Below are 17,917 nucleotides of genomic sequence, written 5' to 3' on the forward strand. Positions count from 1 at the left end.
TGTCCAAAACAGACTAAACTTCAATGGGGACAATTCTGGTATGCCACGACGACATATTCTCACCGAGCGACAGCGCTCGGCACTCTTCGACTTGCCAACCGACGAATTGTTGCTGCTCAGGCATTACACACTGGCCGACGACGATCTGGAACATATCCGTGAACGGCGTAGACCGGAAAATCGGCTCGGGTTCGCTTTACAGCTCTGCGCCCTTCGTTATCCCGGTCGTGCGCTGACACCCGGCGAGCTGATCCCGCAAGAAGTTCTGTCCTTCATCGGAGCGCAACTCGGAGTTCCGGCCGATGCGCTTCTCACTTACGCCACTCGCCGCCAAACTCGTCAGCAGCATATGGAAGCCTTGCGCGAGATTTACGGTTACAAGGCGTTCGCAGGCCGTGGCGCCCGCGATTTGCGAGACTGGCTTTTCGATCAGGCCGAAGATGCCAGGTCCAACGAAGATCTGGCGCAGCGCTTCGTCTCGCAATGCAGGAAAATGGTGACGATCCTGCCAGCGGTGTCCACGATAGAGCGCCTGTGCGCGGATGCTCTCGTTGCCGCCGAGCGACGCATCGAGACACGAATTGCCGACCGGCTCGACCTTGATGCGCGTGAGCGCCTGGACGGGCTTCTGACTGAAATGGTGAACGGAAATATCAGCCGCTTCATCTGGCTTCGCCAGTTCGAGGTCGGCAGCAATTCCGCGTCAGCGAACCGCTTGCTTGATCGGCTGGAGCTCCTGCGCGGTCTGAAGATCGATCCTCAGATCCTCGTGGGTATCCCGCCACACCGCATCGCGCGCCTGTGTCGGCAAGGCGAGCGCTATTTCACTGACGGGCTGCGCGATATCAGCTCTGATCGAAGGTGGGCGATCCTCGCCGTTTGCGCCGTCGAATGGGAAGCGGCAATTGCCGACGCCATCGTCGAGACCCACGACCGCATCGTCGGGAAAACCTGGCGGGAAGCCAAACGACTTCATGACGAGCGGATTGCCAGTTCCAAAGCGGCCGTCACTGATACGCTTCGCGCTTTCACGGCGTTGGGAGCCTCATTGCTGGAAGCCCGCGACGATGGCGTTCCGCTGGAAAATGTATTGGCGCGATCAGCTGAATGGCATCAACTTGAACAATTGGTCGCGGCAGGGACGCAGCTTACCAGCACGTTGGCAGACGAGCCACTCGCTCATGTAGGACAAGGTTATCATCGCTTCCGTCGATATGCTTCAAGGATGTTACGATGCCTGAGGCTCAAGGCCGCGCCGGTAGCCGAACCATTGATTGTAGCTGCGAAAGCCATCGGTGAAACGCGTGCGCCGACACCAACCAGTGTGTCCTTCTTGCGACCGAATTCGAAATGGCATCGTCATCTCCGCGCGCAAGATGGGAATGACAACCGCTTATGGGAGGTTGCGGTCCTCTTCCATCTTCGCGATGCTTTCCGATCGGGTGACATATGGCTCGATCATTCCCGCCGATACGGTGATCTCAAGCAGGTCCTTGTACCGTTAACCTCGGCGCAGGCAAACGCCAAGCTGGCAGTTCCCATTGATCCTCAAGCCTGGCTGACAGATCGCAAAGCCCGTCTTGCGGACGGTTTGAAGCGGCTGGCGCGTGCCGCTCGGGATGGGACTATTCCCCATGGCAGCATCGAAGATGGAACGCTGCGCATCGATCGGCTCACCGCGGACGTTCCCGAAAACGCAGAGGAGCTTGTTCTCGATCTTTATCGTCGAATGCCGGCGGCGCGGATCACGGACATCTTGCTGAAGGTTGATAAGGCGATTGGCTTCTCCGACACCTTCTCCCATCTGAGAACCGGAGCGCCATGCGCCGACCGGGTCGGCTTGCTGAACGTCCTTCTCGCCGAAGGACTAAATCTTGGCCTCCGAAAAATGGCGGAAGCTTCAAACACACATGATTACTGGCAGCTCTCGCGCCTCGCCCGCTGGCATGTCGAGAGCGAGGCTATGGACCAGGCGCTGGCAATGGTGGTGACCGCGCAGGGGAAGCTTCCGATGTCCCGGTTCTGGGGCACGGGCACGACTGCATCAAGCGATGGTCAGTTCTTCCCGTCGGCCCGGCAGGGCGAGGCCATGAACATGGTCAACGCCAAATACGGCAATGAACCCGGGCTGAAAGCCTACACCCACGTCAATGACCAGTTCGCGCCGTTTGCGTCACAGACGATTCCCGCAACGGTCAGCGAAGCACCGTACATCCTCGACGGCTTGCTGATGAATGAGGCAGGTCGGCAGGTTAGAGAGCAATATGCCGATACGGCCGGCTTTACCGATCACCTCTTCGGCATCAGCGCCATGCTTGGCTATCGCCTCATCCTGCGTATTCGTGATTTACCATCGAAACGGCTCTACGTGTTCGCCCCCGCAGCAACGCCGAAGGATTTACGCGGCCTGGTCGGCGGCAAAATCCGGGAAGAGTTGATCGTCGCAAATTGGCCTGATCTATTCCGGTGCGCCGCCACGATGGCTGCCGGCAAGATCAGGCCGAGCCAGTTGCTCCGGAAACTGGCGTCCTATCCCCGACAGAACGATTTGGCGGCGGCTCTGCGCGAGATCGGACGCGTCGAGCGCACTCTCTTTATTATAGAGTGGATTCTCGACACCGATATGCAGCGGCGCGCCCAGATCGGCCTCAACAAGGGCGAGGCTCATCATGCACTCAAGAATGCCTTGCGCATTGGCAGGCAGGGTGAAATCCGGGATCGAACCACGGAGGGGCAGCATTACCGGATCGCCGGGCTGAACCTGCTCACGGCGATCATCATTTACTGGAACACCGTCCATCTCAGCCACGCCGTGGTCGAACGACGAAACGAGGGCCTTGATGTCCCGCCCGAGCTCTTAGCCCATATCTCTCCTCTGGGCTGGGCGCACATCCTGCTCACCGGCGAATATCTCTGGCCCACGGAGGCAAGCGCTTAGGGTGTCATTCCGCCCCGAGCCGGAACCGACCCCGATCTGAACGTTTCCAGAATGACCGTATACCGTGCTCTGGCAGGTCAAGGAGCCAACTCAGAGATCACGTAAATCTGGAGTTCTCTGTCCGTTCTTCGAGTTGGCCAAAATCGCAGCTTCGGGCCGACTGGGCCAACTGGAGAGGACTTTCGCCCGGCTGTTCGGTCTTGTCGAACGGCTGCTGGAGCAAAAGCCGAAGGACAAGAACAAGCTCTATTCGCTGCATGCTCCCGAGGTCGTCTGCATCTCCAAGGGCAAGGCTCGCACGCCATACGAGTTCGGCTGCAAGGTAGGGATCGCGGCGACAAACCGCGAAGGGCTGGTGCTGGCGGCCAAGGCGTTCGAGGACAATCCCTATGACGGGCACACCCTCTCACGCACCGTCGAGCAGGCTGTAACCATGGGGGGTATCGATCCCGACCGCATCTACGTCGATAAAGGCTATCGCGGTCATGATTACACCGGATCGGCATCGGTGATGATTGCCGGAAGCCGGCGCGGGCTGACGCCGACCATGCGACGGGAGTTGAAGCGACGATCGGCCATCGAGCCCATCATCGGTCATATGAAGACCGATGGCAGGCTGGACCGCAACTTCCTTCTCGGGCATGTTGGCGACGCCATCAATGCGCTGCTCGTGGCCGCAGGTCACAATCTTCGCCTCATCCTGGCCAAGCTGGCCCTTTGGCGCGCCTTCATCACGGCCGCGCTTTCCGCTCTCATGGAGAAATCGGATACTTGTCCAGATCTTCCCACCGCCAGGAGATCAATGATTTAGCTTTTGTTCAGGGCCGACTAATTATAACAACAACGTGATAAAGTCCCGATCCTAGTCTGTGACTGGGGTGGTGCGAATAATGTCGACGCGCTCGCTCAATTCCGCAGGACCGACTCCATGTCCTTGCTCAATTCCCAAACGCCTGCCCCGTCTTCTCCAGCTATGCGCCTCGCTGGTGGTGCAGGCCAGGATTTAACGCACCCCTCTCAAACATTAATCGCTTGTAAACGAAAGCTTTATCAGGCGGCTGTTCATAACAGCATGCTGCCATTCCACCACTCGCCCGTCGGCCAATGCGCCTGTGGCGGTAACGTCGAGCAGCAGAGCGTTCTGTGGGCATTCCAGAAGTGCGGCTTCGCGTTCGTCAGCAAGCCGCGCTCCAACCGTTGTCGATTTACGACGAAGCTCGCCTAGACCGGCTTCAGCAAGAACTTGAGTGAACGAACGCGTCTGCAAAAGCTTTTCCTGGAATCTCTCAATCAGATCGGCAGGGAAATACCGCGTCGTCAAAATGAATGGCACCCCATCCCCCATGATGACGGAGGTCTGTGACAGCACCAGCGTTTCCACATCGACGTGAAGCCTCGTTGCGAGCCCATCATCCGCAAGAACCGTTGACGTATCCATCAGCCGCAGTGAACTCGATAAACCTTGTTGCTCCAGCACATCGCGAAAGCGCGATACGGCATCGATTTCATAGGTGACGTCGGCACGCATGGCAAAACTGCCCCTGCCATTGACGATCCGGATAGCGCCGTCTTGGGAAAGCGCGAGATACGCGCGCCTTACGGTATTACGGCTAACCGACATCTGCCCGGAGAGTTCATGTTCCGTGGGCAGCCGCGCACCGGGCGCGATCTTTCCGCTCTCAATGTCGGACTTCAGGCTCTCGTAAACTAATTTCCATTGTGATTTCACATGCACCCCGATCTGATTTCGACTTTTAAATGGAAGATTATCGCCAAAAAATCAAGCTGTACCTACAGCTGTCACACAAATTACATGGACTCCAGATAATGCCTTCTTCAGGGACATTAACGTCCCAGTGACCAACATCAACGCCAGTGAGTCACCGTCCGGCTCATGCGACATTCCCCAAAGCCCGTCGGCGCAAAAGTGCCGTTCGCTGTTTTCGATCTGGAGACGAAAATGAAACGCAGACAGTTTATTGGTTCCGTGCTGGTAGCTGCGGCCCTAATGGCAGCGCCGGCGGCCGCCATCGCAGATACAAACCGTATCGATGTTTATATAACGGGCGATTCCAACATCATCAATTTTTGGAATAACATCATCAAGCCGACCTATGAGAAGGCCTATCCAAGCTACAAGCTCAATGTCGTCAGCGCACGCAACGCAATTGCGCCGATTGTTGAACGGACCCTTGCTGCTCTCGGCACTGCCGCCGATCCTCAAGTCGATCTCTTCGACGAGAACGATCCCAATCTGCCTGCAGGGGCGATCAAGAAGGGGCTATGGGTGGACTTCAAGAAGGCCGGGCTGAGCAATTATGCGAGCATCAATCCTGTCACCCTGGAAACAGATTACGGCCTTCCTTATCGGGGAACCCAAGTTGTCCTCGCATATGACAAGACAAAACTCGACCCGAAGGATGCGCCTACCAGCTGGACCGAGCTCGTAGCCTGGATGAAGAACAATCCGGGCCAATTCGTCTACAATCGGCCCGACACTGGTGGCTCGGGCGGCAATTTCGTACGCCGCGCCATTCACGAAGCCAACGGTCGCGATCCTTCACTGTTTCGCATCGATAACTACGCCAAGGGCGAGAGCGATGTGCTTCTGGCAAAGGGTTTCGAAATTCTGAAGGAAATCGCTCCCTATACCTATGGCCCTGGCTCCTACACGGCTGACAACATGCAGTCCATCCAGCTGCTCGCCCAAGGTGTCGTCATCATGGCCCCGGTATGGTCCGACATGGCGCTGGATGCCATTAACAAGGGTGTATTGCCGGAAACCATCGGCTTTGTTCAGCTTCAGGATCTAGCGTTCTCCGGCGGTTTCGCCAAAATGACAGTTCCGACAAACGCCGGAAACCTAGAAGCCACACTGAAGCTGGCGGACATGGTGCTTTCCCCAGAAATACAAACCAAAGTAGTGACCGAAATCGGAGCATTTCCTGCAATCACCTGGGAAAAACTCCCCAAGGAACTCGCAGAAAAATATGCGACCTTGCAACCGGCATCGATCCCGACCTTCCCCGGTGGCCCATGGGCTGCTGCTATCAATGACGGCTGGTTCCGTACCGTAGCACCCAATGTCAAGCGTTGAAACGACTTCCCTCCGGGTGCGCCCAGCACAATCCGGCATCTTCTGGAGGGGGCTGTTGGGCCTCCTCCTCGTTGCCATTCCCGTCACATTGGTTCTGACATTGATCATCTATCCGGTCATACTGTCGATCTTCGATACATTGACTGTGGAAGCAACGAATGGATATGTTTTCAGTCTGGACGCGTACCGTTTCTTTTTTTCCGACAGCTTCAGCCTTAGCAATCTCTGGCTGACAGTGTGGGTTGCGCTAATTTGCACAATCCTTCTTTTGGCTATTTGCATTCCGATCGCGCTTTATCTACGTTTTTCTGAAACGCGGCTCGCCGGCTATGTTCAGGCATTGGCGCTGTTTCCGCTTTTCGTACCCTCTATCCTGCTCGCCTATGCACTCATACGCACCCTCGGTCCGAATGGAACCGTTGACACGCTTCTGACGGCGCTAGGGCTTCCCAAAATCCCTTCTCCTTATTTGACACCTTGGGGGCCGATTATCGGCCTAGTTTGGGATAACCTCCCACTGACCCTGCTCATTATTCTGGCGGGCCTGTCAAACGTTTCACGCGCCTCTATAGACGCCGCAAGAGATGTCGGCGCCGGTAACATCCCTGTCTTCTGGTATATTATTTTACCAAGAATCGGCGGGACACTGCTGGTCGCTGCGTCATTCATTATTCTGGGCCTGTTTTCAGCCTTCACCCTTCCTTACCTGCTCGGTCCAGCGGCGCCCGAAATGATGGGGCCGTTTATGCGCCGCACGATCATTGATGCCGACAATCCGATCCAGGCACGAACGCAGGCAGTGGTGACGTTCATCATCTGCGCAGCATTTGCCATATTCTATGTGCGTTCTGTCGCTCGAACCAGAAGGGAAGGTTCGTCGTGATTTCAAGTTCTCACTGGTCGTCAAGGTTCGATTGGAAGGGGTTGACGATAGCGGCCCTGCTGTCGGTCGCAATTCTGCTGCCGCTGATAAATGTTGCTGTATGGGCTTTCACCGAGGTATGGCGCTATCCTGCCGTCATCCCGCAAAAATTCGGCTTGCGGTACTGGTATGACGTACTCGGCCGTGTAGATGTGCGCGAAGCGATGACCACCTCGCTATCGCTCGCTGCTATCGTGACGGCACTGTCGACCATAATCTGCCTGCCTGCTTCCTATGCGTTCGCCAGAATGCGTTTTCCGGGACGAAATTTATTTTTCATGTCGTTCCTTGCTGTCTACGCCTTCCCCAAATTCGGGCTGTACATCACTATTGCGACAATATTCATCGGCCTCGGGCTCATCGGCAATTTCTGGGGCGTCGTTCTGATCCAGTTGGTCTCCACGCTGATGTTCATGGTGTGGATACCCGTATCAGCATTTCAGAATGTGGATCGACGGCAGGAAGAAGCAGCTCGGGATGTCGGTGCGCGACCATTGCGAGTGTTCTGGTCCGTAACCTTGCCTCAGGTGCTCCCGGCCATATCCGCAGCCGTCCTGCTGACCTTCGTGAACACTTTTTACGAAACTGAAGTCGCATGGCTCATCGGTGCACCTGAAGTACGTACTGTCCCGCTTCTGATGATCCGGTTCATCAATTCCGAATTGGTGGTTCAGTACGGCGCAATCCTCTCCCTCATCATGTGGGTTCCATCCTTCGTCCTCTTGATCTCTGTCCGCCGCTTTCTCGGCGCCCAGGCTTTAGGCCGGGCGCTAGGGGCCTGAAAACGGAGCTGCCTGCTATGACCAAACTCGAAGTTAAAAACCTCAGCCGGACATTCGGCTCCACCCGCGCCGTCGAAGATGTCTCCCTGAATGTCGACGAAGGCGAACTCGTCTGCCTTCTCGGTCCGTCCGGCTCTGGCAAATCGACAGTCCTCAGAATGATAGGCGGTTTCGAACGCCCAAGCACAGGCTCTATCCTGATCGATGGGGCTGACGTTACGAATGTCCCGCCCGAGAGACGGGCAACAGGCATGGTCTTTCAGAGCCATGCGCTATGGACACATATGAATGTGTTTGCCAATGTCGCATTCGGGCTGAAGCTCAGACGGCTTGGCCGTGAAGAGATCAGGACGAGGACGGAACGTGCGCTCAATATGGTGGGCCTCACCGGCTATGGCAATCGTCGCCCGAGCCAGCTTTCGGGAGGGCAGCAACAGCGCGTAGCCCTGGCACGTTCATTGGTTCTGGAACCTAAAATCCTACTGCTTGACGAACCCTTCGCCAGTCTGGACCAGCATCTGCGCGAGCGACTACGAGAAGAGGTTAGAGAGATTCAGCATCGGGCGGGGATCACCATGATTTTCGTGACCCACGGACAGGATGAAGCGCTGGCACTTGCCGATCGAGTAGCGATCATGCGCGACGGCCGGATCGAACAAGTCGACCGACCGGATGTCGTCTACAGGCAGCCCCAGACAGAATTCGTCGCCGGTTTCATCGGCCAGATGAACCTTCTCGCTGGTGATGTCCATGCAGGAAGCTTGAGAGCCGGTGGCATCGCCCTCCCCGTATCGCTTTCCGACGGTCCGGCGACATTGGCGATCCGCCCCGAGGATCTGTGCCTGCAAAGGGCAAATGGCGAATGGGACGCGACGGTGCTGCGCGTGACAGATTTTGGAACCCATCTTGCGGTCGAGCTGCGAACCGAGACCGGAGCGCAGTTCAAAGCAATGACCTCGCCCTCCGAAGAATGGGTGCCCGGTATGCGCACCAAAATGCTGCCCCGTAAATTTACCGTGTATCGAGACGGTCGGGTATGCGCCTTGCCAATGCCAACACTTGATAGTGATAAATCGGCGCGGGCCTCGTACCTGACATATTCCAAAACCCTCCAGCTATCCGACAACCAACATTAAACGAAAGCACAGCCATGCTCGCAGCCTTCGAAACTGCCGGTACTTTTTTACGCGGAAACCTGCATTGCCACTCATCCATATCCGACGGCAACCCGACGCCGGAAAGAGTCTGCTCTTTCTACCAAAATGCCGGTTATGATTTTATCAGCCTGACAGACCATTTCATGGAGCAATATGGTTTTCCAATTGTAGACACATCCGCTTTCCGACGGGACGGTTTCACGACTCTCAACGGAGCCGAACTTCATGCTCCTTCCATAGCCAACGGCGAAATATGGCACCTGGTGGCCAACGGACTTCCTCTCGACTTTGCCCCTCCCCATGCACACGAGACCGGCCGTGAGCTTGCCCAGCGTGCACTCGATGCAGGTGCCTTTGTCTCAATAGCCCATCCCGGCTGGTATGGGCTGACCCTTGAAGATGCGCTCTCCCTGCCGCAGGTACATGCGGTCGAAGTTTTCAATTCAATTAGCGACAAAGAGACCGGTCGGGGCGACGGCGGCTATTTGATCGACCAGCTTCTCAATAATGGGCGTCCGACGGGCGTAATCGCCACCGATGATGCCCATCGTTACCTGGCGGAAGTCTGTTGCGGCTGGGTCATGGTCAAAGCGCAAGCCAATACACCGGAAGCGATTCTCTGCGCATTGAAATCTGGTGCCTATTATGCATCGCAAGGGCCAGATTTTCATCATGTAGAAATCGATGGGGATTTCCTGAATGTTGAAATGAGCCCGGTAAACACGGTATGGCTCATCGGCGAGGCTGCCCGCTCGCAAAGTGTAATGGGAGCAGGCATTCGTCATGCAAGGCTTCCTCTGGAAAAATTCAGAGGCGGATGGGCAAGACTGGTAATCTGCGATGAGAACAGCAAACGTGCCTGGAGCAATCCTCTCCATCTATCATCGAAGTCGTGAGATTGCTGGCTACGAGATCACGGGCCACGGGGAAACCCCTCTAACAAAAGGGGTTTTCAACCCTTGGAGAGCAGAAATGACAGACACATATCCAGTTCCCCGTCCGAAAATTGCCGAGACGGTTATTCATCCCTCGGTACAACTGAGGGACGCCAGAATAGGAACCTGCTGCGAAATACTGGACGATACTTCACTCCACACCGTGGAGCTGGGCGACTTTTCATATCTCGGCCAACGTTGCATCGTCGAAAATGCGGTGATTGGAAGGTTCTGCGCTGTCGCTGCCGAGGTCAGGATCGGAGCGCCCAATCACCCGATGAACCGCCCCTCCATGCACCGGTTTACCTATTGTCCAGAATATTATTCGCATGACGCTGACCGCGATCTGACTTTTTTCACAAGACGCGCCGCTGATTGTGTGACTATCGGACATGATGTCTGGATCGGGCACGGGGTCATCGTACTGCCCGGTGTGAAAATAGGTAATGGCGCGGTTCTGGCGGCTGGCGCGGTCGTCAGCAAGGATGTTGCGCCTTACACCGTGGTCGGCGGTGTGCCGGCCAAGCTCATACGGAAACGCTTTGAACCTGTAATCGTTTCGAAGCTTACCGATATTGCCTGGTGGGATTGGCCCTTTGCAACAATTATCGAACGTCTTCCAGACTTCCAGTCAGAGAACATCAACGCATTTTGTGATCGTTGGTGGGGCAAAAATGCCAACGAAAATGGCAATAGCCAATCGTAATCAAGTATGGGGCAATAATTGTTAGTGAGAAAGTTTTGATTGCCCCCCTTCAAAAGAACGCCCTCGGGGCGCGCTCCGCCTTCAGCTTGGCGACCTCTTTCCGAAGCCTCTCGATCTCAAGCTGCTCCGGCTTCATCTGGCCTTTTCCAGGAAACGACTGGCTGGGATCGTCGCCGTATTCACGAACCCATTTGCACAACACATTCTCGTGGACATCAAGATCACGAGCAGCCTGCTCAACAGTGACCCCACGTTCCCTGACAAGCTTCACAGCCTCAAGCTTATACTCGCGGCTGAATATTCGTCTTTGCATTCATGCTCTCCGGTTTCAGGAGGAATATCTTACCTCGATGTCCATGAAACCGGCGGCAGGCCAAACCGCCACCTTATCATTATAGCGGCGGGTCAATTTTTTAGTTGAAGCATGAGTTCGTCTTCAGTCATGCCCGCTCATGATCCGTTCAATGACACTGCAATGAACGGACCATGACGTTTGTGTAAACTTACATTCCGCTTTAAGATTTTAATTTAGGCAATTGCTTTAATGCTAATTTCCTGCAGATGACGCAGGAAGGCATCTGTGGAAGCAGCGACTTCCCCTGAATTGTCTATTATGACGACATCGTCTGCACCGTCATCGAAGCTCACTTCGCGCTTAAGTCGCAAAGCGATTTCTTCTCGACTTTCACGTCCACGCGATGCAAGCCGCTCTGCAAGTACTTCCGGCCTAGCCGAAATGACGACCACGGACCGTTCCGAATAAAGCCTGCGGATATCGCCAAGTACACGCCGCGAGACATTCGCAATCACCACGATACCGTCGGCGATTTCATCATCAAGCGATTTCGGCAATCCATAGCTCAGGCTATGCGCCTGCCAGTGCAGCGCGAAAGCACCCTCGCCTGCGGCTTTAGTAAATGCTGCTTCATCCAGACTGTCGTGATCTTCCGTGCCCGGCATTTGCGGACGCGTGATGATCCGGCGCACAAAATGAAACCGCGTGTCGCCCGCAAGAGCCACACGCGCTGCATCCATAATCGTGTCTTTGCCGGCCCCGCTGGGGCCGACAACGGCAACGAAACAGCCTTTCGGCGTATCGGATTGCATCTGCATCAAAGCACCCGTTCGCCTTCGCGCCAGACAGTGCGCACAACCGGAATTGCACCTTTCGGCCGCACGCGAACCAGATCGGCACGCTTTCCGATAGCGATTTCGCCGCGATCATCCATCGCCATGGCATCAGCCGGGTTCTTGGTTACGAGGCGGACAGCCTGTGGCAGCGCAATCGGACGCTCCCCCGAAGCAAGGCCGAAAGCCGACTGAATGAGGCTGAACGGAATGTAATCCGAGGACAGAATGTCGAGGCTGCCATTATCGACGAGATCGCGTGCAGCAATATTGCCGGAATGCGAGCCACCGCGCACAATATTGGGCGCGCCCATCAGAATGGAAAGGCCTGCACCTTTTGAGGCACTGGCTGCTTCCATCGTGGTCGGAAACTCGGCGATCCGCACACCATGGTCGAGTGATTCATCGACATGCGCGCTGGTCGCATCATCATGGCTGGCCAGCACGATGCTGCGCGCTGCTGCCAGTTCGGCAATGGCACGACGATGTTTGGCCGAATAGGCGTCCGAATCCGCCATACGCTTCTCACAATGCACCCGGAACTCCTCATCCGTGAGCTTCATCTTGCGCATGTAATAAGTGCGATACGTATTAAGATCAACGAATTGACGCTGTCCCGGTGCATGATCCATCAGCGAAGCGAGTTTAACGCGGTCATCGGCTGCGAAAAGCTCGAATGTTTCAAGGCAATCTGCTGAGGAAACTTCGCAACGCAGATGCAGAAAGTGGTCTGCACGTAGACGATTTTCGCGAACACCGCTTTCGATGGCGTCCGCAAGCATCCGCATATCCTTGCCCACGAAGTCACGGTCATAATCAGAACCAACGCGCATCGCATCGAAAACTGTCGTGATGCCCGATGCTGCAACCTGCGCATCATGCGCCTGAACCGCTGCATCGACATTCCAGCGCACCTTTGGACGCGGCGCGTAATGGCTTTCCAGCTGATCGGTATGCAGCTCGATGAGGCCCGGAATAACATAATCGCCATCCATGTCATCGCCGCCGTTGGTATTGCCCTGATCAATGGCGGCAATTTTGCCATCACGGATCAGGATAGAACCGGAAACGATCTCATCAGCAAGCACGATCTGCGCATTTTTCAGAACGGTTTCATTAGCCATTGGATAGCTCTTTCATGACCGCATTCGCATTGGCGGCCGTTTCATATTTCGAGAGGAATGCTTCGATATCGAGCGCGCGGAAATCATCGAGCGCCTGGCGCAGACGATCATGGCTCCAGTCCCACCAGGCCAGTCGATCCAGACGATTGCCGGTCGCAGCGTCGAAGCGTTCGCGAATGAGACGCGCCGGAACCCCACCAACAATTGTATAGGGCGCCACGTCCCTGCTCACGACAGCTCCGGCACCGACAACCGCACCGTTGCCAACCGTCACACCCGGCAAGATGGTGGAGCCATGGCCGAGCCATGTGTCGTGACCGATTTTCACGGCATTGCCGCGACGCCAATCAAAGAACTCCGTCTCATCCTTTTCTTCCGGCCAGTAATCACCGGCGCGATAGGTGAAATGATGCAACGTCGGACGCCATGTCGGATGATTGGTGGCGTTGATACGCACATGGCTGGCGATATTGGAAAACTTACCGATCTCAGCACACCAGATTTCGCAATCGATACCGAGATAGGAATAGTCGTCCAGCACAGTCTCCGAAACACGGCTGCGCGCGCCGATCTCGGTATATCGACCGAGCTTGCTACCGTTTACTTCAGCCGTTTCGTGAACCAGTGGTTCTACTGAGAGCTTGGTCATGCTGCTGCCTTCGGCGAGAAAGCGGTTACGTCGATAATGCGATCAGCAACCTGTTCACGCACATCTTCATCGTGGAAAATGCCAAGCATTGCGACGCCTTGCGCCTTCTTGGCCTTGATGAGATCAACAACGACTGCCCTGTTTTTGGCATCGAGCGAAGCTGTCGGCTCATCAAGCAGCAACACCGGATGATCCGTGATGAAACCGCGCGCAATATTCACGCGCTGCTGCTCACCGCCGGAGAAGGTTGCAGGTGGCAATGCCCAGAGCCGTTCCGGCAGGTTGAGCTGCGCGAGCAATTCGCTTGCACGATTGCGAGCAGCATCGCGATCAACACCACGAGCCACCAATGGCTCCGCAACGACATCGATTGCCGCCACGCGTGGCAATGTGCGCAGGAACTGGCTGACATAACCAATCGTATCACGCCGAACAGCCAGCACTTCGCGCGGATCGGCTGTTGCCAGATCGACCTTACGGCCTTGGTGACAAATGAGGATCGCCCCTGCATTCACCGCATAATTGCCATAGACCATCTTGAGGATGGAGCTTTTTCCTGCACCCGATGGCCCGCCAAGCACGGCGCATTCGCCAGCTTCCAAATTGAAATCCACGCCACTTACGACCGGCAACTGAATACCGCCCTGCAAATGCATCGTAAATGTCTTCGCCAAACCGGACACAACCAGCGGAGAGGATGTTTTCACTTGCATCATTTCTCACCTCACGCATGAAGCTTCGCTAATTTACGGACCTCATGCTGCAAACATCTGTTTTAATTTACTAAACCTGCAAAATGGATGACACGAGCAGCTGCGTGTAAGGCGCTTGCGGATCATCCAGAACACGATCGGTCAGGCCCTGCTCGACAATATGGCCGTCTTTCATGACCATGATGCGATGGGACAGGAGCCGTGCCACGGCGAGATCATGCGTGACGATGATAACGGAGAGACCGAGATCGCTGACAAGACCGCGCAGCAAATCGAGAAGACGCGCCTGCACAGACACATCGAGCCCGCCAGTCGGCTCATCCATGAAAACAAGACGCGGTGCCGTCACCAGATTGCGGGCAATTTGCAGTCGCTGACGCATACCGCCGGAGAAAGCCCGCGGTTGATCATCGATGCGATCAGCGGCGATTTCAACACGTCCAAGCCAGTCGGTTGCCGTATTGCGAATATTGCCATAATGGCGCTCACCGACGGCCATCAACCTCTCGCCGACATTGGCACCCGCTGAAACCGTCATGCGCAGACCATCGGAAGGATTCTGATGCACAAAACCCCAATCGGTACGCATCAGGAAACGGCGCTCGGCCTCGCTGATCTTGTAAAGATCGCGGAACGCACCATCGCGCATACGATATTCAACACTCCCCGATGTCGGTTCCAGACGCGTAGCCAGACAATTGAGCAGCGTTGTTTTTCCCGAACCGGATTCACCGACAATTGCCAGCACTTCTCCCGGCCACAGCGAGAAATCAATATCGGCGCAACCCCGACGGTTCCCATAAAACTTGGAGAGATTGCTGACCTGCAACAGAGGCTGTTCGCTCATTTCTCAGCTCCTTTGGTTGCGGCATCATTGTTCGCGGACAAATGGCCATAATGACCGTTAGCCTGACGGTCCTCGCAATAATCGGTATCGGAACAGACAAACATCGAGCCACCGCGATCATCGAGCACGACTTCATCCAGATAGACCCCGCCTGCACCGCACAGCGCGCAAGGCTCCTTGAATTTTTGCACTTCAAACGGATGATCCTCAAAATCGAGGCTCACGACATCCGTGTAAGGGGGAACAGCATAAATGCGCTTTTCGCGTCCGGCACCAAACAGTTGGAGCGCGGGCGACATATGCATCTTGGGATTGTCGAATTTTGGCGTTGGTGATGGTGCCATCACATAACGCCCCTCGATCATCACGGGATAGTCGAAAGTTTTCGCAATATGGCCATGACGGGCAATGTCTTCATAAAGCTTCACATGCATCAGGCCATATTCAGCAAGCGCATGCATCTTGCGTGTTTCTGTTTCACGCGGCTCCAGAAAACGCAGCGGTTCCGGGATTGGCACCTGATAGACAATCACCTGCCCTTCGGTAAGCGGATATTCCGGAATACGGTGACGCGTCTGGATAATGGTCGCCTCACCTGTGTGGGTGGTGACTGCGACATCAGCCGTTTTCTGGAAGAAAGCACGAATGGAAACTGCGTTGGTCGTGTCGTCAGCGCCCTGATCGATCACCTTCAACACATCGTTGCGCCCAAGGATTGCAGCTGTCACCTGCACGCCGCCAGTACCCCAGCCATAGGGCATCGGCATTTCGCGGCTTGCGAACGGGACCTGATAGCCAGGAATGGCTATTGCCTTCAGGATTGCGCGACGGATCATCCGCTTTGTCTGCTCGTCCAGATAGGCGAAATTGTAATTGGCTAGATCGCTCATTCTGCTGCTTCCTTGCCTGTGCCGATATTGGCTGCTGCTTCGGTTGCCAAAACTTCAGTCTCGTTGTTCGCTTGTTCATATTCCGCACGCATACGGCGGATGAGATCAAGCTCGGCCTGAAAGTCCACGTAATGGGGCAATTTCAGATGCTCGACGAAGCCCGTCGACTGCACATTATCGGAATGGGAGATGACAAATTCTTCGTCCTGCGCGGGTGCTGTCACATCCGCATCGAATTCGCGGACACGCAGCGCCCGGTCGCAAAGCGACATCGACATGGCTTTGCGCTCGCTTTGTCCGAACACCAGACCGTAGCCACGGGTGAACTGTGGTGCCTGCTTGGACGAGCCTTTGAACTGGCTCACCATCTGGCATTCGGTCAGCTGAACACGGCCAAGCGAAACGGAAAAGCCGAGCTCAGGCACATCAAACTCAACCTCCACCTCGCCAATGCGGATTTCACCGACAAATGGATGCGTGTTGCCATAACCGCGTTGCGTGGAATAACCCAGAGCCAGCAGGAAGCCTTCATCACCGCGCGCCAAAGCCTGCAAGCGCAGATCACGCGGCATCGGGAACGTCCAAGGTTCGCGGGTAAGATCGCCCGGCTCATGCCCCTCCGGCATCGCACCGTCTTCTTCGATCATGCCGTTGACACCGAGAATATCGGTCACGCGTGGCGTTTCTTCAGGCTCAATCGCACGCACTTCCGGCTCGGGAACACTGACATCACCCGCCAGTTCCGGATCAAGCAGACGATGCGTGTAGTCAAATGTCGGCCCCAACAACTGCCCACCGGGCAGATCTTTATAGGTGGCCGAAATGCGGCGTTCGATCAGCATATTCGCGGTCTCAAGGGGTAGCGAATAGCCAAAACGCGGCAGGGTTGTGCGGTAGGCACGAACCAGAAAGATTGCCTCAATCAGATCGCCCCGCGACTGGCGCACGGCAAGTGCTGCGAGCTCTCGGTCATAAAGCGAACCTTCGGCCATGACGCGATCAACGGCGAGACCCAGCTGTTCGGCAATCTGGTCAAGACGTAACGCTGGAACCGAGCGGTCGCCACGACGGCGATCATCAAGCAGACGGTGGGCATTGCGGATGGCGGTTTCACCGCCCTTTACTGCAACATACATGGATCAACCCTCCGAACTAACGATACGCGTGGTACGCGGAAGCGCTGCGACTTTGCCGTCAGCAACGAGTAGCAGATCGATACCCAACGGAAACAGCGCGCCATTTTCACGCCATTGCGCAGCAAAATCCTGCGGCAGACCATCGACGTTCAGCACAGTTTCATCCTTGATGCCCGGGCCTTTGAGGGTGAACCCCTGTCCGCTATCGAGCGACGATACAGCCAGAACAACGGTCGTCGAACGGTCCGGAAATTCTGGTTCTCCTTGCGAAAAGGAAGAAAGTGCTGGCAGCGATTGCGCATCACTTACGAGCGCGAACTGTGCTTTAGACTGATCCCCAACGATGGGCGCGCCGGCATGGAATGTCAGCCAGGCTGTTGCATCCTGATTGGCTGCGACTTTGGCGTCGACCCAGACGCTTGCGTCGTGATCAAGCAGCGTTGCAGCGATCAGGCCAAGCTCTGGCGTGAGTGGCTTTGATGGCACAGCAGCACTCGGCAGCGAATAGATGCGACCGGGATTAGCCATTGCGTGCATGACCGCATGAAACGCCATCTGCGCTTCATTGACTGGATCTGCCAGTCCGCCCTCAAATGCAGAAGTAGAATGGAGCATCAGTTGTCTCCCCGAACCATAGTGAAGAAATCGACTTTTGTAGCGGCAGCTTCGCCACGCCGTTTTGCATCTGTGGCATCAACACGCCCGCGCAATGTTTTAAGCACATCGCTTTCGATCGCATCGCGGGTGGCTTCATCGATCCAGAGAGCATCAAACAATGCGGCAAGCCTTGCCTTTTCCTGATCGCGTCCAAGCGCATAGGAATGTCCTACAGAGCCATTCGCCAGACGAACAGTTGCGCGGGTAACGGTTGCCTCGCCTACATTGAACAGGGC

17 protein-coding genes and 2 pseudogenes are annotated in these 17,917 nt (G+C 55.7%); 8 read left to right on the forward strand and 11 right to left on the reverse strand.

Translation table 11 applies throughout. The features are described from left to right. Positions 1–40: 40 nt before the first annotated feature. Positions 41–2,938, forward strand: a complete 2,898-nt coding sequence (locus tag JNC80_RS17990) for a Tn3 family transposase (RefSeq protein WP_075657592.1) — start codon at positions 41–43, stop codon at positions 2,936–2,938. 166 nt (positions 2,939–3,104) lie between these two features. Continuing rightward, positions 3,105–3,749 (forward strand): annotated as a pseudogene (locus JNC80_RS17995) (transposase); the annotation flags it as partial. Between the two features lie 213 nt (positions 3,750–3,962). Here the strand turns inward: JNC80_RS17995 and JNC80_RS18000 are convergent. Then, positions 3,963–4,667, reverse strand: coding sequence for a GntR family transcriptional regulator (locus JNC80_RS18000; protein ID WP_176038758.1), 705 nt, complete (start codon positions 4,665–4,667; stop codon positions 3,963–3,965). A gap of 231 nt (positions 4,668–4,898) precedes the next feature. Between JNC80_RS18000 and JNC80_RS18005 the strand changes: the two genes are divergently transcribed. From JNC80_RS18005 to JNC80_RS18030, 6 genes are all read left to right on the forward strand, one after another. Then, positions 4,899–6,035 (forward strand): extracellular solute-binding protein, encoded by a 1,137-nt coding sequence (locus JNC80_RS18005; RefSeq protein WP_131390067.1) that lies wholly within the window; start codon positions 4,899–4,901, stop codon positions 6,033–6,035. After that, complete coding sequence (locus tag JNC80_RS18010; protein WP_131390065.1) at positions 6,022–6,918, forward strand: ABC transporter permease; 897 nt, start codon at positions 6,022–6,024, stop codon at positions 6,916–6,918. The genes JNC80_RS18005 and JNC80_RS18010 overlap by 14 nt, the downstream gene beginning before the upstream one ends. After that, positions 6,915–7,739, forward strand: coding sequence for an ABC transporter permease (locus tag JNC80_RS18015; RefSeq protein ID WP_131390063.1), 825 nt, complete (start codon positions 6,915–6,917; stop codon positions 7,737–7,739). The genes JNC80_RS18010 and JNC80_RS18015 overlap by 4 nt, the downstream gene beginning before the upstream one ends. 17 nt (positions 7,740–7,756) lie before the next feature. After that, positions 7,757–8,875 carry an ABC transporter ATP-binding protein gene (locus JNC80_RS18020; RefSeq protein ID WP_176038756.1) on the forward strand — a complete coding sequence of 373 codons (1,119 nt, stop codon included), beginning with the start codon at positions 7,757–7,759 and terminating at the stop codon, positions 8,873–8,875. Positions 8,876–8,889: 14 nt separating this feature from the next. Beyond that, positions 8,890–9,792 carry a CehA/McbA family metallohydrolase gene (locus tag JNC80_RS18025; protein ID WP_376711149.1) on the forward strand — a complete coding sequence of 301 codons (903 nt, stop codon included), beginning with the start codon at positions 8,890–8,892 and terminating at the stop codon, positions 9,790–9,792. A gap of 76 nt (positions 9,793–9,868) precedes the next feature. Next, on the forward strand, positions 9,869–10,537 hold the full coding sequence (locus tag JNC80_RS18030) for an LbetaH domain-containing protein (protein WP_024897970.1): 669 nt from the start codon (positions 9,869–9,871) through the stop codon (positions 10,535–10,537). Positions 10,538–10,607: 70 nt separating this feature from the next. Here JNC80_RS18030 and JNC80_RS18035 read toward each other — a convergent pair. The 10 genes and pseudogenes from JNC80_RS18035 to phnG form a co-directional block, all read right to left on the reverse strand. Continuing rightward, positions 10,608–10,850: pseudogene (locus tag JNC80_RS18035) on the reverse strand (transposase); the annotation flags it as partial. Between the two features lie 215 nt (positions 10,851–11,065). Continuing rightward, the gene (gene phnN / locus JNC80_RS18040; RefSeq protein WP_376711158.1) at positions 11,066–11,644 is read right to left on the reverse strand and encodes a phosphonate metabolism protein/1,5-bisphosphokinase (PRPP-forming) PhnN; all 579 of its coding nucleotides are present in this window, start codon (positions 11,642–11,644) and stop codon (positions 11,066–11,068) included. A 5-nt stretch (positions 11,645–11,649) separates the two neighbouring features. After that, the gene (locus JNC80_RS18045) at positions 11,650–12,789 is read right to left on the reverse strand and encodes an alpha-D-ribose 1-methylphosphonate 5-triphosphate diphosphatase (RefSeq protein ID WP_376711150.1); all 1,140 of its coding nucleotides are present in this window, start codon (positions 12,787–12,789) and stop codon (positions 11,650–11,652) included. Beyond that, complete coding sequence (locus tag JNC80_RS18050) at positions 12,782–13,438, reverse strand: DapH/DapD/GlmU-related protein (RefSeq protein ID WP_064320651.1); 657 nt, start codon at positions 13,436–13,438, stop codon at positions 12,782–12,784. Before JNC80_RS18050 ends, JNC80_RS18045 begins: the two co-directional genes overlap by 8 nt. Continuing rightward, positions 13,435–14,154: a phosphonate C-P lyase system protein PhnL gene (phnL, locus tag JNC80_RS18055; protein WP_376711151.1), complete on the reverse strand. Its 720-nt coding sequence runs from the start codon at positions 14,152–14,154 to the stop codon at positions 13,435–13,437. The genes JNC80_RS18050 and phnL overlap by 4 nt, the downstream gene beginning before the upstream one ends. 67 nt (positions 14,155–14,221) lie before the next feature. Further along, positions 14,222–14,998 carry a phosphonate C-P lyase system protein PhnK gene (gene phnK, locus JNC80_RS18060; RefSeq protein ID WP_376711152.1) on the reverse strand — a complete coding sequence of 259 codons (777 nt, stop codon included), beginning with the start codon at positions 14,996–14,998 and terminating at the stop codon, positions 14,222–14,224. Beyond that, complete coding sequence (locus tag JNC80_RS18065; RefSeq protein WP_376711153.1) at positions 14,995–15,888, reverse strand: alpha-D-ribose 1-methylphosphonate 5-phosphate C-P-lyase PhnJ; 894 nt, start codon at positions 15,886–15,888, stop codon at positions 14,995–14,997. Before JNC80_RS18065 ends, phnK begins: the two co-directional genes overlap by 4 nt. Next, positions 15,885–17,024, reverse strand: a complete 1,140-nt coding sequence (locus tag JNC80_RS18070; RefSeq protein WP_376711154.1) for a carbon-phosphorus lyase complex subunit — start codon at positions 17,022–17,024, stop codon at positions 15,885–15,887. Before JNC80_RS18070 ends, JNC80_RS18065 begins: the two co-directional genes overlap by 4 nt. A 3-nt stretch (positions 17,025–17,027) precedes the next feature. Then, positions 17,028–17,639: a phosphonate C-P lyase system protein PhnH gene (phnH, locus tag JNC80_RS18075; RefSeq protein WP_376711155.1), complete on the reverse strand. Its 612-nt coding sequence runs from the start codon at positions 17,637–17,639 to the stop codon at positions 17,028–17,030. Further along, a partial coding sequence (gene phnG, locus JNC80_RS18080; protein ID WP_376711156.1) for a phosphonate C-P lyase system protein PhnG occupies positions 17,639–17,917 on the reverse strand: 279 nt, incomplete at its 5' end. The genes phnH and phnG, both read right to left, overlap by 1 nt.

The organism is Pseudochrobactrum lubricantis (genome assembly GCF_041929865.1).
Lineage (GTDB): Bacteria > Pseudomonadota > Alphaproteobacteria > Rhizobiales > Rhizobiaceae > Pseudochrobactrum > Pseudochrobactrum saccharolyticum.

What these genes read in the sequence shown, in the direction of transcription:
- JNC80_RS17990 (WP_075657592.1), top strand. Translation starts at nt 41, where the DNA reads ATGCCACGACGACATATTCTCACCGAGCGACAGCGCTCGGCACTCTTC.
- JNC80_RS18005 (WP_131390067.1), top strand. Translation starts at nt 4,899, where the DNA reads ATGAAACGCAGACAGTTTATTGGTTCCGTGCTGGTAGCTGCGGCCCTA.
- JNC80_RS18010 (WP_131390065.1), top strand. Translation starts at nt 6,022, where the DNA reads ATGTCAAGCGTTGAAACGACTTCCCTCCGGGTGCGCCCAGCACAATCC.
- JNC80_RS18020 (WP_176038756.1), top strand. Translation starts at nt 7,757, where the DNA reads ATGACCAAACTCGAAGTTAAAAACCTCAGCCGGACATTCGGCTCCACC.
- JNC80_RS18025 (WP_376711149.1), top strand. Translation starts at nt 8,890, where the DNA reads ATGCTCGCAGCCTTCGAAACTGCCGGTACTTTTTTACGCGGAAACCTG.
- JNC80_RS18030 (WP_024897970.1), top strand. Translation starts at nt 9,869, where the DNA reads ATGACAGACACATATCCAGTTCCCCGTCCGAAAATTGCCGAGACGGTT.
- phnN (WP_376711158.1), bottom strand. Translation starts at nt 11,644, where the DNA reads ATGCAATCCGATACGCCGAAAGGCTGTTTCGTTGCCGTTGTCGGCCCC.
- JNC80_RS18045 (WP_376711150.1), bottom strand. Translation starts at nt 12,789, where the DNA reads ATGGCTAATGAAACCGTTCTGAAAAATGCGCAGATCGTGCTTGCTGAT.
- JNC80_RS18050 (WP_064320651.1), bottom strand. Translation starts at nt 13,438, where the DNA reads ATGACCAAGCTCTCAGTAGAACCACTGGTTCACGAAACGGCTGAAGTA.
- phnL (WP_376711151.1), bottom strand. Translation starts at nt 14,154, where the DNA reads ATGATGCAAGTGAAAACATCCTCTCCGCTGGTTGTGTCCGGTTTGGCG.
- phnK (WP_376711152.1), bottom strand. Translation starts at nt 14,998, where the DNA reads ATGAGCGAACAGCCTCTGTTGCAGGTCAGCAATCTCTCCAAGTTTTAT.
- JNC80_RS18065 (WP_376711153.1), bottom strand. Translation starts at nt 15,888, where the DNA reads ATGAGCGATCTAGCCAATTACAATTTCGCCTATCTGGACGAGCAGACA.
- JNC80_RS18070 (WP_376711154.1), bottom strand. Translation starts at nt 17,024, where the DNA reads ATGTATGTTGCAGTAAAGGGCGGTGAAACCGCCATCCGCAATGCCCAC.
- phnH (WP_376711155.1), bottom strand. Translation starts at nt 17,639, where the DNA reads ATGCTCCATTCTACTTCTGCATTTGAGGGCGGACTGGCAGATCCAGTC.